Here is a 14,619-nt window from a genome sequence, read left to right on the forward strand (position 1 = left end):
AGGGGCTAAACAGGTTTGAAAATTAAACCAGTGTAACTTTAACCGCCGGTTGGAATTGTGGCTGGTGTGTTAATTGAGGTTGCATCACAGGCTGCAGCAAGTCCCACAGCGGCAATACCACCACCACTGCTCGTGCCTGCAAATGCTTTTCCGTTAGTACCACTGTCAATTTCCGCAGTCGTAGCGTTACATGTTCCCAAGAAGATTGGTTCGCCATCAGCGCCGGTGCCGATTGATGTGCAAGTAATTTTTTCAGCTTTTTTACGACCGGCAACATGGCAGGCGGCAACGCGAATCATATTGGCATCAGCACTGCAATCAAATGCTGCATGCACATCTTTAGACTTGCTAGGCGCTACGCTTTCGTCGAGCACGTCGCAAGCCGTAGTTTCAATTTTTGCGCCTGTAATGGCTGCGGGCGCTGCATGTACAGAAGAAAAACCAAATGTGCAGGCAAGAGCTAAAAATACAGCGGAAACTTTTTTCATGGAATTACCCCTAGTCATGTCAATCAGTTGGTTCATTTGGCGGCTGCGTTCATTACTGTCAGGATGTTTTTGGCATCTGACTGAGCGGCGGCATCATTGGCCTTGGCACGGTAATCATTGAACTGTGGCAGAGCAACAGCAGCCAAAATACCGATAATTGCCACAACGATCATCAATTCGATCAGTGTGAAACCTTTTTGCAGGGAAGCTTTCATGTCTTAACTCCAATAGTGAATGGATGTTGAGTGTGAGACTCAGGTGATCTTCAAAGATTGAACCTGTCGTTCAATGCCTTTACTGTATGCAAGACTTATACCAGGCTGAAAAGTGTCAAAATGCTACAAAAAGTGTCTATTTTGGCTTTTTTAAAAGCCATTTTTTGGCTGGTTGACAAAAAAATGCGTTATCGCGTATGACAAAAAATGTCAGTCTTGTCGCACGCTGCCATTTCTTGCGCGCCCATACCAGGGCGTCGATTAGCCCGCCACAGGGCTGAGCTTGAACACCATCTCAATACCCGCCAAATAAATCTGATCCCCTGAATTCAGCTTGGTACTGCCACTTTGCAAGGCCTGGCCATTGATCGTGACGGGCTGTTCACCTTCCAAGTGCTTGATGTAGTAGGCATCCAGGCGGTGTGTTAAGGAAATCACACCCTGGCCAGGTGGGCCGATGGTGGTCACCACCTTGGTCAGCGTCAGGCGGCGGCCTTTGTTGATGCCGTTGAGAATTTCAATGCTGCCAACGGCGCTTTGCTCGGGCGGTTGGCTCATGGGATTGCTAAAGCGGTCTACGGCAATTGTGGATGCATGGCTTTCGGCGCTCCAGGTCTCGGCCTCGTGCATGTGCAAGCTGATGCGGTAGGAGCCCACGCTGACACGGTCACCAGAGCCCAGTTCATGGCGTTTTTTGGCGGAGATCAGGACGCCATTGATATAGGTGCCGTTGGTGCTCTCCAAATCTTCAATGGTGACTTGGCCGTCGCTTAAGTACAGGGCGGCATGTTTGCCGCTGACTGTGGGCTCGTCCAGAATCAGGTCGTTGTGCTGGCGCCTGCCAATCAAGGTGGTGGCAGCAGTCAAAGGCAACTCGCGCAGCACTTGTTCGTTTTTGGTGATGAGGAGTTTGTACGCCATGGTCAGTTCTGTTGGGCCCGTTGTGCGCAGCGGGCGACGGTTGCTAAGAAAGTGTTTGGGATTGCCTTGATCGTGCCATAGCCTAGTGATCTAGTTGATAAGGGCCTAATCATTGGCAGTGGTGGGCGGCGGCCTACTCACACCGATTACTACAGCAAGGAATGGGCCATGAGCAGGCGCTCAGTGTGCTAGCTCGAACCTATTCTAGAATTTTTCGCTGACATGGGTTGGTGGGTGTGCGGTTGTTGTCGTTGTTTGGTCGTCTTGAGGCGACAGACGGGCATGGCTGCCACGGTTTGCCAGATAATGGCCCGTCTTCATTTTTTTGTTTTAGTTTTTGCGAGGTGACTTGTGCCAGTAAACCTGATTGCTCCCCAAGCTTCTGACCTGTTGGCGGTAGCCGGCGTACGCATTGCCACTGTAGAGGCTGGTGTGCGCAAGGCCAACCGCAAGGATTTGACCGCTTTTGTTTTGCAGGAAGGCAGCAGCGTAGCGGGCGTGTTCACGCAAAACCGTTACTGCGCAGCGCCGGTGCAGTTGTGCCAGCAGTTTCTGGCGCCTGAGGCATTGGCTCGCAGCGGCGGTATCCGCGCGTTCATCATCAATACCGGCAATGCGAATGCGGGTACTGGTGCTCCAGGTCTGGCGGCTGCCCAGGCAACTGCAGCGGCGACGGCCAAGTTGTTGGGCGTGAGTACCGAGCAGGTCTTGCCGTTCTCTACCGGTGTGATCATGGAGCCACTGCCTGTGGCCCGGATTGAGGCGGCTTTGCCCGGCTTGTTGGAAAAAGCCACTCAGCCCGCAGCGGCCACGCCCGATGCGTGGTTGGACGCCGCGCACGGCATCATGACCACCGACACGATTGCCAAAGCCGCCAGCGCCAAAGCGGTGGTGGGTGGCAAGACCGTGCACATCACTGGCATCAGCAAAGGCGCAGGCATGATTCGCCCGAATATGGCGACGATGCTGGGCTTTATTGCCACTGATGCCGCGATTGCCCCTGAGTTGCTGAACAGTCTGGTCAAGCAATTGGCCGACGAGTCGTTCAACCGTGTCACTGTCGATGGTGATACCTCTACCAATGATTCCTTCCTGCTGGTTGCGACCCACCAAGCGCACAATACGCCGGTGACAGCACTGGACAGCGCCGATGGACAGGCCTTGTATGTGGCATTGCGCAGCGTGGCCCAGCAACTGGCCCATGCGATTGTGCGCGACGGTGAGGGGGCGACCAAGTTCATCACCGTGCGCATTACCGGTGGCAAAGACAAGGCCGAGTGTGCGCAGGTTGCGTATTCGATCGCCCATTCGCCACTGGTGAAAACGGCGTTCTTCGCCAGCGACCCGAACCTGGGCCGTATTTTGGCGGCGGTGGGGTATGCCGGTATTACCGATCTGGACCAAAACAAGATCGCCCTGCATTTGGGCGATGTGCACGTGGTGCAAAACGGCGGGCGCCGCGCCGAGTACCGTGAAGAAGACGGTCAGCGCGTGATGGCGCACAGCGACATCACCATTTGGGTCGATTTGGGCCGCGGCGATGCACAGGACACGGTGTGGACTTGCGACTTCAGCCACGACTACGTGACCATCAACGCCGATTACCGTTCCTGATCAAGTGTGCAGGATAGCTATGCAGATCCTGCACCGCTTTATTTCCCGCTTAGCTTGTTATGAATGATGTTTTGATTGAGTTTCTGCGCAAAGCCGAACGCCTGATGGACCGGCTGGATGCGATCCTGCCCAAGCCCCTGGTCGCACCGCACGACTGGAGCAGTGCGATTGCTTGGCGCTACCGCAAACAATCAACTGGCAGCGGTGTGCTGGAGCCGGTGCAGCACATTGCCAAGATTGGTTTTGACGATTTGATTGAGGTCGGCGGTCAAAAAGACAAGCTGTTCTACAACACAGCGCAGTTTGTCGCGGGCCAACCAGCCAATAATGTGCTGTTGACCGGCGCACGTGGCACTGGCAAGTCGTCGCTGATTCGTGCCTGCTTGCAGCATTTTGCGCCGCAAGGCTTGCGCTTGATCGAGGTTGATAAAGACGATTTGGTGGATTTGCCCGACATCGTCTCGGTGATCGGCAATGCGCCTTGGCACTTCATCATTTACAGCGATGACTTGAGCTTTGACGAAGGCGAGAAGGGCTACAAGGCGCTGAAATCGATTCTCGATGGCTCGGTTGCTGCTGCCACGCCCAATGTGTTGATTTATGCCACCAGCAACCGCCGCCATTTGCTGCCCGAGTACATGTCAGAAAACCTGACCTACAAGCACACACCCGATGGCGAGGTGCATCCGGGCGAAGTGGTTGAAGAGAAAATCTCCTTGTCTGAGCGCTTTGGCCTGTGGATCAGTTTTTACCCGTTCAGCCAGGAAGAGTACCTGGCGATTGCTGAGCAATGGCTGCGTACTTTGGGCTGCCCGGCCAAACACCTGGCCGAAGCCCGCAAAGAGGCTCTGGTCTGGGCGCTGGAGCGGGGCTCGCGCAGCGGGCGGGTGGCCCACCAGTTTGCGCGCGACTACGTCGGCAAGCTAGGCGCGACCAAGCTTGCCAAAGCCAAGCCCACCCCTGCGGCGGCTGCGCCATTGCAATTGCAGCCGGTTCAACCTCAAGCCAAGGCCAAAGCACGCGTGGCAGCCCAAGCTGCGTCAGGCACGCCAGCAGCGGTCAAACGCGGTGCCAAAACGGCAGCTGCGGCCAAGCCCGTGGCGACCAGAACAGCTGCCACAACAGCGGCTAAAACGGTGGCCAAAGCGGCTGCAAAAACGGTTGCAACAACGGCGTCAAAAACACCTGCTCCCAAGGCCGCCCCTGCCGCCGTGAAGGCGGCTGCCAAGCCTGCGGTCAAAGCGAGCCCTCGCAAGACAAAGAAGCCCGTATGAGTCCATCCAATCCATCTGTGCCAACACCAGACCAGCCCAAGCGGGTAGAAGTGGCGGTGGGCATTGTGCTGCGCCAGCACGAAGGGCAAGAGCAGTTCCTGCTGGGCTCACGCCCACAGGGCAAGCCCTATGCGGGCTACTGGGAGTTTCCTGGCGGCAAGATCGAAGCGGGCGAAAGCGTGGAAGAGGCGCTGCGCCGCGAATTCGAAGAAGAGCTGGGCATCACCATTGGCGCAGCCGAGATCTGGCGTGTGACCGAGCACGACTACGAGCACGCGCTGGTGCGTTTGCACTGGTGCAAGGTACGTGACTGGCAGGGTGAGTTTGAAATGCGCGAAGGCCAGCAAGTGGCCTGGCAAAGCCTGCAGACCACGGTCACGCCGATACTGCCTGGTGCTTATCCGGTGTTGGAGGCCTTGGCGCAGGAGCAGGCCTGACGCAGGTGTGGTGGTGCGCAATCGCCATTGCGGGCATTGCAAAACCAGTCGGTTTAACCTGCCAATTGCAGTCCTGGCGTGTGATTGGGTAGTATGGTGGCTTATGGCACGTTTCACCCCTCCCCAATCACCCTCCAGTCCAACTGAATCACCGCACTGGCAGCCCCAGGCAGCCATGCCAGGAATGGCTGCGAATGGGCAGCCAAAGCCCGCATCGCGTCTGCGGCCGTGGATGATTTGGCTCAGTTGGTTGGCCGTGATTGCCGTGCTCTACGCGGTCATGACGCAGTTGCTGGCACCGCCCAAAGCCGTGTATAGCGAGGCCGGGCAGGGCGCGTTGCAATTGCCGCGCCACCGCGACGGGCATTTTTACGTCGATGGCAGCATCAATGGCGTGCCGGTGCAATTCATGGTCGATACCGGCGCCAGTTTGGTGTCGGTCAGCAATGCCGTGGCACAAGCGGCTGGCTTGGAAGGCGGGCGCCAGGCGCAGTTCTCTACCGCAGGTGGCACGCGCAGCGGCCGCATTGTCACGGCCAAGACGCTGAGCCTGTCAGGTTTTCAATTGCAAGGCATAGAGGTCGGCACCGGCCTCAATGTCGGGCGTGATGAACAGGCTTTGCTGGGACAAAACGTCTTGCGGCATTTTGATATCCAGATTGAGCGCGACCGCATGGTGCTGCGGCCGCGCTGAACAGGTTCTAAAACGCTCTCATGGTCTATGGCGCGGCGTAAGCTCTAGTGGGCCAGCACACAGCCCTTTAACGCGCACTGCGGCAGTGCAAGTCGGTATGATGGGGGCTCGCAAGACAAGCAATCGGCAAAGCCTTAGCTGGCTTGTCGCAAGGAGTACGTATGCAAGTAGATATCGCCATTGTGGGCGCCGGGCCCGTAGGACTGGCATTTGCACAATCTCTGCAAGGCAGTGGCTATTCGATCGCCCTGGTCGATCGGCAAGCGCTGGACGATTTGGCCACGCCCGCATTCGATGGCCGTGAAATTGCTTTGACCCACGCGTCCCGCCAGATTCTGCAAGATCTTGGTGCTTGGGAGCATATTGCGCAGCAGGATATTTCGGTGCTGCGCGACGCACAGATTTTCAACGGGCCATCCTTGCATGCGCTGAAAGTGGATGCGGCTTTGGCTGGGGTCGATGAGCTCGGCTATTTTGTGCCTAACCATTTGATCCGCAAAGCCTTGTTTGCTGCCGTCAAGGCGCGTACAGATGTGCAATTGCTTGGCGGTGTCAGCGTCACCGGCATACAGACCGCTGCCCATGCCAATACACTGGCGCTCTCTAACGGCGCGACGGTGCAAGCGCGCTTGGTCGTGGCCGCAGACAGCCGTTATTCGGAAACCCGCCGCATGATGGGCATTGCAGCAGACATGCATGATTTTGCCCGCACCATGTTGGTCTGCCGTTTTGCGCATGAAGCCGAGCATGAACACATCAGCTGGCAATGGTTTGATTATGGCCAAACACTGGCGTTGTTGCCGCTCAATGGCCGCGCTTCAAACGTTGTGCTGACACTGCCGCAGCATGCCATGCAGTCTTTGCTCGCGCTTGACGAAGCCGCGTTGTCTGCCAATATCTCGGCGCGCTTTGCCTACCGCCTGGGCGCAATGCAACAAGAAGGCCGCCCGCACACCTATCCGCTGGTGGCCACCTATGCACGCCAATTCGTCGCGCCGCGTTATGCCTTGGTGGGCGATGCGGCCGTTGGCATGCACCCGATTACCGCGCATGGTTTTAATTTTGGGCTGCAAAGCCAAAAACGTTTGGCTGACCAGCTCTGGTTAGGCAAACGCCGCAATGCCGATGTCGCAGCTGTGGCTTTCCTGCAAGCGTATGAGCGCCAGCACCGTGCTGCGACCTGGCCGTTGTACCAGGCGACCAATGCGATTGCGCAACTCTACACCGATGACCGTGCACCCGTGCGTGCGCTGCGCAGCGGCCTATTGCGTGTGGCACAAACCGTGCAGCCGTTTCGCAAGATGCTGGCAGGCCACTTGACCCAAAGCCACGGCATGTAAGATCGTAAACAGGTTCTAAGAACGTAAATACGTTCTAAAAACAGCCATTCAGGCTGGGGCAACGGCTGGCCCTACCACTGGCCTGTTTCCATGCGAATGGCGACTTCACAGTCGTCAAAAATCTCCAGCTTGGCAATCCGAACGCGCACACCAATGACGCCTGGCAATTGCATCAGGCGGTGGGCGACTTTGCCAATCAATGTTTCCAGCAAATTGATGTGCTCGGCCGTGCATTCGTCGATGATGATTTGGCGTACTTTGCGGTAATCGAGCACGCTGTGGATGTCGTCATCGGCTGGCAGCAGGGGTTGCGTGCCCTGGTGCAGCTCGGCATCGACCTGGATGGGTTGAGGGCCGCATCGCTCGTGGTCCAGAATGCCCAGATTGGCATCGAAGCGCAGGCCGTTCAAATTCAGGGTTTGAGAGCCTTTGGTAGTGTTTGGCATAGAAAAGAGTCGGAAAAATCAGCAGGCGCTCAGTCCTGCATCTTGGAGAAATCACGTTCAAATCGCATCAGGTGCTGTCCGCCATCGACCAGCAAGGTGGTGCCGGTGATGGCGCGGTTGCTCAAGGCAAACAGCACGGCCGAGGCCACATCCAACGCCGTGGAGGAGCGGCCCAGTGGGCTGAGTTGGTGCAGGCGCTCGAACTGGGCCTGGTCTAAAAATTCGCTGGTCAAGGTCAGACCTGGGGCTACGCCCACCACGCGCACGTGTGGCGCCAAGGCCATCGCCAACATCGTGCCCGCTGCTTCCAGAGCGGCTTTGGACAGGGTGTAGCTTAAAAAGTCGGGGTTTTGGTTCCACAACTTTTGATCGAGCAAATTGACCACCACCCCTTGCTGCTCTGAGGCTGCCACAGCACCAGCCTGCCGCGCATTCTGCTGGCGTGCAACGAGGTCTGCATGCAGTGCTTGCGCGAGCAGAATGGGGGCAGCCACATTGCTGTGGATGTGCTGGTCCAATTGTGTGTAGCTGAAGCTGCTGACATCATCAAATTCAAAGCGTGAGGCGCTGTTGATGACCGCATCAATACGGCCAAAATGCCCGCTGACCTGGCCCACCAGCGCACGGGCTTGTGCTTCAATGGACAAGTCAGCTGCGAAGCGGGCACTGCGCGCGCCCAGTTGCAGGCAGGCTTGCACGGTAGCGTCAGCCGCATCGCTGGAGTGGCGATAATGCACGGCAATGTCCCAGCCGTGCTGCGCCAGGTGCTGGGCAATCGCAGAGCCCAGGCGCAAACCCGCGCCTGTGACTAAGGCCACAGGTCGCTCGCCAGGGCCAAGGTGGGATGAATTCGTCATAGAAACGGCGTGGCTCTCACTACATGAAAACAGCATTAGCGCGACAATGGCGCGATGGATCAACAAATGGACAATATGACTGAAAGTGTAACGCGCCCTTTGCATGCCGCCATTGCCGCGCAGCTCCAAGCCCAGCAAGGTTGGCTGGCTTTTGATGCGTTTATGCAGATGGCCCTCTACGAGCCCGGCTTGGGTTACTACAGCAATGACCGCCGCAAAATCGGCCTGATGCCTGCGCGTGAGCTCGCAGAAGCTGGCCCCAACGGGGACAAGCAAAGCACCGAAGGCAGCGATTTTGCCACGGCACCGGAAATGTCTGCGCTGTTTGGTCGCAGCATTGCCGCGCAGATCTTAGAGGTGCTTGAGCACACCGGCACCGATTGCGTGTATGAGTTTGGCGCTGGCAACGGCACTTTGGCCCGCGACATTCTGCAAACTTTAGGGCCGCGGGTGCGGCACTATTACATTGTCGATGTGTCTTTGGCTTTGCGTGAACGGCAAGCGCAGACCTTGGCTGAGTTTGGCGACCAGGTGCAGTGGTTGGCCGAGTTGCCAGAGGCGCTGGAAGGGGTGTTGCTGGGCAACGAGGTGTTGGATGCGATGCCAGTCAAACTGATTGTGCAAAAGCAAGGCCAGTGGTTTGAACGTGGCGTGGCACTGGATGCGTCGCAGAACTTTGTTTGGGCGGACCGGCCCACTGTGCATGCGGCGCCCATTGAGGTGCATTGCGAGCAAGACTATGTCACCGAGATTCACCCTTGGGCCGATGCCTTTGTGCGCACCACCTCAGAGCGGCTCAAAAAGGGCGCAGCGATTTGGATCGACTATGGTTTCAGTGAGCACGAGTTCTACCATCCGCAGCGCCATATGGGCACTCTGGTGTGCCATTTTCAGCACCAGATGGACGACTTGCCACTGCAGCAAGTGGGACTCAAAGACATCACAGCGCACGTGAACTTCACAGCCGTCGCTGTAACCGCGCAGCAAGCGGGGCTGGAGGTGCTCGGTTATACCTCGCAAGCGCGGTTTTTAGCCAATTGCGGCATTGCGGCGCTGTTGGAGCAGGCTCCATTGGCTCAGCGCATCATGGGCGCCAAGCTGCTGCACGAGCATGAAATGGGTGAGTTGTTCAAGGTCATCATGCTGGGCGCAGGACCATTTTGGGAACCATTAGGATTTATCAATGGTGACAGAACGCACACCTTGTAAAATTTCTCTGTAATTAAAGGCGGTGTTTATGAATCAATGGATGGATTAATGCCTTTGCTTTATAAATAAGCATCGCACAGGCCATAAAAAAAGCTGGCTATAAAAACCAGCTTTTTGACTTCGCCACTGAGATTGGTAATGGTCAATCAGAAAGATTGAACCGCCGCCATCAAAGCGCCAAAGATGAATTAATAGCCGTCATGGCCTTGGCCACCACCGCGTGGGCCATTGCCGTATGGGCTGCGGAAACCGCCGCCGCCGCCGCCTTCACGACGACCGCCGCCGAAGCCGCCAGTGCGTGGAGGACGTGGCTCCAGCGGACGTGCTTCGTTGACCACGACATTGCGGCCGCCCAGAGGCTGGCCGTTCACGCCGTTGATCGCAGCTTGAGCTTCTGCATCGGAGCCCATTTCGACAAAGCCAAAGCCTTTGGAGCGACCAGTATCGCGTTCCATCATGACCTTTGCGCTGGTAACCAAACCGAATTGGCTGAAATGTTGCTCCAGATCGTTGTCACGAACAGAATATGGCAGATTGCCAACGTATAACTTATTGCCCATAACAGGACTCCTTCAAAACAATTTTCCCAAGCGATGGGGCCCCGGAGCCGAATGAGCAAATTCCCTGAACTGCGCACGAAACCATCAAACACCGCGTACTGTGAGTCGGGATCAACGTTTGTAGCTCTATACCACAACCGCACCCGATGCCATTATCACTGACAAAATTGCCAATTCCTATGATATTTTGAGCGCGAGTGTTAGCAAAAACACTCGTTTTTCGTGAAATTTCATGAAAAAGACAGTGCGGTGACGTTTTTGCCTTATTAATCATCACCCAAACACCAGGTCATGGCCACTGGATGGGCTTATGGTTGATGCTTAAATCAGCCCTGGTGCGTGCTTTCTTGCAGGCTTGGTGGTATATTTGGCCCCAATGCGCCGATTTGCAATCGCTTGCGGGCGCTTTATAAATGCTGCTAAAGACGCGCTTGAATTACGTGGACAAAAAACACACGAACCGGCTCGCTCTTTGACAGCGCAGTCGGTTTTTTTCGTTTTTGTTGCCATGCCACTTATTGCCCACCCGCAGTTCATGCCATTTGCCGAGGCCTTGCCGCTTAAAGGCGGCGGGCACATTGCCAATTACACATTGGCTTACGAAACTTACGGCCAGCTCAATGCCGATCGCAGCAATGCGGTACTGGTCTGCCATGCGCTGAATGCCTCACACCACGTCGCAGGTGTCTATGAGGGCCAAGACAAAAGCCAAGGTTGGTGGGACAACATGATTGGTCCCGGCAAGCCTGTAGATACCAACCGCTTTTTTGTGATTGGCGTGAATAATCTGGGTTCCTGCTTTGGCTCTACCGGCCCGATGCACGAGAGCCCAGAAACCGGCAAGGCCTGGGGCGCAGATTTTCCCGTGGTGACGGTAGAGGACTGGGTAGCTGCGCAGGCGCGTTTGCTCGATGCTTTGGGGATTGAGCAGCTGGCGGCGGTGATGGGCGGCAGCCTGGGCGGCATGCAGGCGCTGTCATGGACGCTGCAATTTCCCGAGCGCATGCGCCATGCAGTGGTCATTGCCAGTGCGCCTAACCTGAATGCCGAGAACATCGCGTTCAACGAAGTGGCCAGGCGGGCGATTGTCACTGACCCGGACTTCCATGGCGGCCATTTTTACGAGCAGGGCGTGGTTCCCAAACGGGGCTTGCGCATTGCCCGCATGATTGGGCACATCACTTACCTGTCTGACGATGTGATGAACCAGAAGTTTGGCCGCCAGCTCAGGGATGGACTGGACTTGCGCTATAGCACGCAAGACATTGAATTCCAGATCGAGAGCTATCTGCGCTACCAGGCCGACAAGTTCAGCGACTACTTTGATGCCAATACCTATTTGCTGATTACCCGTGCACTGGACTATTTTGATCCTGCGCGGGAATACGGCGGCCAGCTCAACCAGGCGCTGGCAAAAGCCGTGGCCAAATTTTTGATCATCAGCTTTACGACCGACTGGCGTTTCTCGCCGGGGCGCAGCCAAGAGATTGTGCATGCCTTGCTGGACAACCAGCGCGATGTGACCTATGCCAGGATCAACGCGCCACACGGGCATGATGCATTTTTGTTGGATGACCCACGCTACCACCAACTGGTGGCCGCGTACTTTGACCGCATTGCCAAGGAATGACAAACATGAGCGACAACCACACCATGAAGGCGATCGCACAGCTGGTGCCTACAGGCGCGCGTGTACTTGATTTGGGCTGCGGTGACGGTGCTTTGTTGGAGTATCTGCAAAAAGAGCGCGGCTGTAGTGGCTACGGCGTGGAGCTTGACGATGCCAAGCTGCTTGCCTGTGCCAAACGCGGCGTGAATGTGCTGCAGATGAACCTGGACCGGGGCTTGTCCATTTTTGGTGATCACAGCTTTGATGTCGTGCTGCAAATAGACACCTTCCAGCATTTGCGCAATGCCGAAACCATGCTCAGGGAAACCCTGCGTGTGGGCCGCAGTGGCATCATTGCCTTTCCCAATTTTGCGCATTGGGGCAATCGCCTGTCGGTGATGCGCGGTCGCATGCCGGTCACGCGCCGCATGCCTTACCAGTGGTATGACACGCCCAACATCCGGGTTGGCACATTCAAGGATTTTGAGGCTTTGGCGCTGAAAAATGATTTGCGTATTCGTGACTCATTCGGCTTGCTGGGGCAAAAGCCAGTGCGCTTGCTGCCCAATTTACGCGCCAATACCGCCGTGTTCCACTTGGAGCGCAAGGCGCCGCTATAAGCTGCTGCGCATGGCGCTTGCCATGCGCGCCAGCCCAATGTCGTCGGGCTGGCAGTGAACAGGCGCTTAGAAATTGACCTTCATGCCCACGACCAGATTGCGTCCGCGCAGCGGTGATGCGTCTTTGACGAAGGACGTGTTGTTAAAGGCCAGTTTGTCGAACACGTTGTCGAGCTTGGCAAACAGCTCATAGCTTTGCGTCTGGCCCAGCTTGCCGCTCCAGCCCATGTGCAGGTTCAGCATGTTGTAGCCAGCGGTGCGTGTTTCATACGCGGCAATGCGGTTTTGCGCAGCATTGCGGTAGAGTTCACCGCCTGCATACCAGGGGCCGTATTCCCAGCGGGCATTGACACCCAAGCGGCGCGCTGGAATCCGTGGCACGGCATCGCCGCCTTTGAAGCTGGCGTGCACCATGTCGCCAAACACACCAACGCGCCACTGCGTGCTCAGCTGGTGGCTGGCGCTGGCTTCCAGACCTTTGAATGTGGCATCGCGTTGCTTGTAGTCGATCAGGCGGAAGTTCTCATAGCGGTCGGTGGTGCTCGCATAAATGTAGTCATCAATGCGGTTGTAAAACGCCGAGAGTGTGTAGCGCGTGGCCCCACTGGTTTTGCGCAGGCTGATGTCGAGGTTGCTCGACTGCTCCGCGCTCAGATTGGCATTGCCGCGCTCCCAGGTGTTCGAGGCCAAATGGATGCCGCCAGCAAACAGCTCTTCTGCTGTTGGCGCACGCTTGGAGCGCGAGACACTGGCCGCCAGCACATAGCCGGGTTGGAAATTCCAGCTCACACCGCCGGAGAGCGAGCCCATATCGTGCTTGACGCTGCCGCGCCGTGTGCTGCCATCGAGATGGGCGGTTTGCCATTCGTAGCGCTCGCTGAGTTCAAAACGCCAGTCGCCCTGGCGGTACTCTTGCAGCGCAAATACCGCGCGGCTGGTTGTCAGCGTGGGCTCCACATAGGCTTCCGAGCCTTGTGCGCTGAAGTCGCGGCGGCTGTGTTGTACACCCACCAAACCGCGCAGCTCGCCCAGGCCCAGCTCGATGCGTTGGTGCTCAAGCTCCAAGCGTGCATCGTGGGCCTTGTTCTTAAAGCTGGTGCCAATTGCGCCATGTTCGATTTCATCGTGCGCATAGTCGGTGTGCGAGGCCCGCAGTTTGGCGCGTGTGAAGCCCGGTAGCGGGTCATGCAATTCGCCGCGCAGGTCCCAGCGGTGGCTGGTCATGCTGACCAGCGCGATGTCGTCGTCGTGCTCACCCTCATCCGTGCAATGCAGCTCCGTGCCGTGCCAGTGGCAGCCCTCGGGCGCATCTTCACCGCCGCCATGGCTGGCGCAATGCAAGGCGTCGCCGTGCAAATGGCAGTCTTCGTATTCATGGCTGTGGCCGGGCAGGCCGTAGCGGCTGCGCAAGCTGCTGTATGCCAGGCCGAGATAGCCGCGCTCATGGATGAACGAGCCACCAACACTGCCGTACCACGTGTTGTTGTTGGAGCCGTTGACGTATTTCTCACTCCAGTTTTTACCGGCTTCGTACTCTCCGGCCGAGCGTTTAAGCCCTTCGACATGCAGCGCAAACGGGCCTTGGCCACCGGTGACTGAGAACAGGCCAATGCCTTCGCGCGCATTGCTGGATTTGCGCAGCTCAATACGGCCTTCATAGCCTTTTTCGGGCACTTCGGTAGGAATGCGGTTGTCACGCACGTTCACGACGCCGCCAGTGATGCCGCCGCCGTACAGCAGGCTCGATGGGCCACGCAGCACTTCGATTTCGCTGGCCAGCAACGGCTCAAAAGCAACCGCGTGGTCTGGGCTGGAGGTCGAGGCATCCTGAACCTCGCTGCCATCGGACAGAATGCGCACACGTGCGGCATCGGCGCCGCGAATCACCGGCCGGCCCGCGCCTGCACCGTAGTTGTTGTTGCGCACGCCCGGTAAGCCTTCTAGCGTTTCGCCCAAGGTCGCGGCGCTGCGCAATTGCAGCGCCTGGCCATCCAGCACTTCGACGGGTGTGGCCGACTCATCGAGCGGCAAATCCAGGGCGCTGGCGCTGATGCGCACTTCGGGCAGTGGCGCATCCGTAGCGCTGCTACTGGCTGTTTGTTGGACTGACTGGTTTGCTGCGGGCGGTGTTTGTGCATGCAAGGCCATTGAGCAGACACAGCTCAAACCGATGCAGGCAAGCGCCAGCGCATGTGGGCGCAAGCGGCTAGCGGAGATCAAGCGCGCGCGGGCGCGGCGCTGCGAGGGGGCGGTGGGTTTCATGAGGCAATCAAGAAAAGGCGCACCGTACAAAGCTGCGCAGTGTGGGCTGCGTGCGGTCGGGTACGGGCGCATT

The 14,619-nt window shown here is 57.3% G+C and carries 14 protein-coding genes and 1 pseudogene; 8 read left to right on the plus strand and 7 right to left on the minus strand.

Annotated elements, in window-relative coordinates:
• Nucleotides 1–38: 38 nt before the first annotated feature.
• The 3 genes from E8K88_RS05515 to E8K88_RS05525 all read right to left on the minus strand — a co-directional run bounded on the left by E8K88_RS05515 (nt 39) and on the right by E8K88_RS05525 (nt 1,624).
• Nucleotides 39–488, minus strand: a complete 450-nt coding sequence (locus E8K88_RS05515) for a hypothetical protein (protein ID WP_136405653.1) — start codon at nt 486–488, stop codon at nt 39–41.
• Between the two features lie 32 nt (nt 489–520).
• Nucleotides 521–703 (minus strand): type IV pilin protein, encoded by a 183-nt coding sequence (locus tag E8K88_RS18160; RefSeq protein ID WP_136405654.1) that lies wholly within the window; start codon nt 701–703, stop codon nt 521–523.
• 261 nt (nt 704–964) lie between these two features.
• Nucleotides 965–1,624 carry an FHA domain-containing protein gene (locus tag E8K88_RS05525; protein WP_136405655.1) on the minus strand — a complete coding sequence of 220 codons (660 nt, stop codon included), beginning with the start codon at nt 1,622–1,624 and terminating at the stop codon, nt 965–967.
• A 351-nt stretch (nt 1,625–1,975) separates the two neighbouring features.
• Between E8K88_RS05525 and argJ the strand changes: the two genes are divergently transcribed.
• The 5 genes and pseudogenes from argJ to ubiM all read left to right on the plus strand — a co-directional run bounded on the left by argJ (nt 1,976) and on the right by ubiM (nt 6,983).
• Nucleotides 1,976–3,238, plus strand: coding sequence for a bifunctional glutamate N-acetyltransferase/amino-acid acetyltransferase ArgJ (gene argJ / locus E8K88_RS05530; RefSeq protein WP_136405656.1), 1,263 nt, complete (start codon nt 1,976–1,978; stop codon nt 3,236–3,238).
• A gap of 59 nt (nt 3,239–3,297) precedes the next feature.
• Nucleotides 3,298–4,167 (plus strand): annotated as a pseudogene (locus E8K88_RS05535) (ATP-binding protein); the annotation flags it as partial.
• A 341-nt stretch (nt 4,168–4,508) separates the two neighbouring features.
• Complete coding sequence (locus E8K88_RS05540; RefSeq protein ID WP_136405657.1) at nt 4,509–4,949, plus strand: NUDIX domain-containing protein; 441 nt, start codon at nt 4,509–4,511, stop codon at nt 4,947–4,949.
• Nucleotides 4,950–5,052: 103 nt separating this feature from the next.
• Complete coding sequence (locus E8K88_RS05545) at nt 5,053–5,643, plus strand: retropepsin-like aspartic protease family protein (RefSeq protein ID WP_136405658.1); 591 nt, start codon at nt 5,053–5,055, stop codon at nt 5,641–5,643.
• Between the two features lie 161 nt (nt 5,644–5,804).
• Entirely contained in the window at nt 5,805–6,983 is a 1,179-nt protein-coding gene (ubiM, locus tag E8K88_RS05550; RefSeq protein ID WP_136405659.1) for a 5-demethoxyubiquinol-8 5-hydroxylase UbiM, read from the plus strand.
• A gap of 71 nt (nt 6,984–7,054) precedes the next feature.
• Here ubiM and E8K88_RS05555 read toward each other — a convergent pair whose 3' ends face one another.
• Nucleotides 7,055–7,429, minus strand: coding sequence for a dihydroneopterin aldolase (locus E8K88_RS05555; RefSeq protein WP_136405660.1), 375 nt, complete (start codon nt 7,427–7,429; stop codon nt 7,055–7,057).
• 29 nt (nt 7,430–7,458) lie between these two features.
• Nucleotides 7,459–8,286 carry an SDR family oxidoreductase gene (locus E8K88_RS05560; RefSeq protein WP_240754342.1) on the minus strand — a complete coding sequence of 276 codons (828 nt, stop codon included), beginning with the start codon at nt 8,284–8,286 and terminating at the stop codon, nt 7,459–7,461.
• Between the two features lie 75 nt (nt 8,287–8,361).
• Here E8K88_RS05560 and E8K88_RS05565 point away from each other — a divergent pair, with 75 nt between their 5' ends.
• Nucleotides 8,362–9,495 (plus strand): class I SAM-dependent methyltransferase, encoded by a 1,134-nt coding sequence (locus E8K88_RS05565; protein WP_136405662.1) that lies wholly within the window; start codon nt 8,362–8,364, stop codon nt 9,493–9,495.
• A 188-nt stretch (nt 9,496–9,683) separates the two neighbouring features.
• On the opposite strand, the gene E8K88_RS05570 is transcribed toward E8K88_RS05565, so the two are convergent.
• Complete coding sequence (locus E8K88_RS05570; RefSeq protein ID WP_136405663.1) at nt 9,684–10,055, minus strand: RNA recognition motif domain-containing protein; 372 nt, start codon at nt 10,053–10,055, stop codon at nt 9,684–9,686.
• A gap of 508 nt (nt 10,056–10,563) precedes the next feature.
• On the opposite strand from E8K88_RS05570, the gene metX reads away from it, so the two are divergent.
• Both metX and metW read left to right on the plus strand, forming a co-directional pair.
• Nucleotides 10,564–11,685, plus strand: a complete 1,122-nt coding sequence (metX, locus tag E8K88_RS05575) for a homoserine O-succinyltransferase MetX (RefSeq protein WP_136405664.1) — start codon at nt 10,564–10,566, stop codon at nt 11,683–11,685.
• A gap of 5 nt (nt 11,686–11,690) precedes the next feature.
• Complete coding sequence (gene metW / locus E8K88_RS05580) at nt 11,691–12,284, plus strand: methionine biosynthesis protein MetW (protein ID WP_136405665.1); 594 nt, start codon at nt 11,691–11,693, stop codon at nt 12,282–12,284.
• A gap of 66 nt (nt 12,285–12,350) precedes the next feature.
• Here the strand turns inward: metW and E8K88_RS05585 are convergent, their stop codons facing one another.
• The gene (locus E8K88_RS05585) at nt 12,351–14,546 is read right to left on the minus strand and encodes a TonB-dependent receptor domain-containing protein (protein ID WP_240754343.1); all 2,196 of its coding nucleotides are present in this window, start codon (nt 14,544–14,546) and stop codon (nt 12,351–12,353) included.
• Nucleotides 14,547–14,619: the final 73 nt, after the last annotated feature.

The organism is Lampropedia aestuarii (assembly GCF_004803635.1).
Lineage (GTDB): Bacteria > Pseudomonadota > Gammaproteobacteria > Burkholderiales > Burkholderiaceae_C > Lampropedia > Lampropedia aestuarii.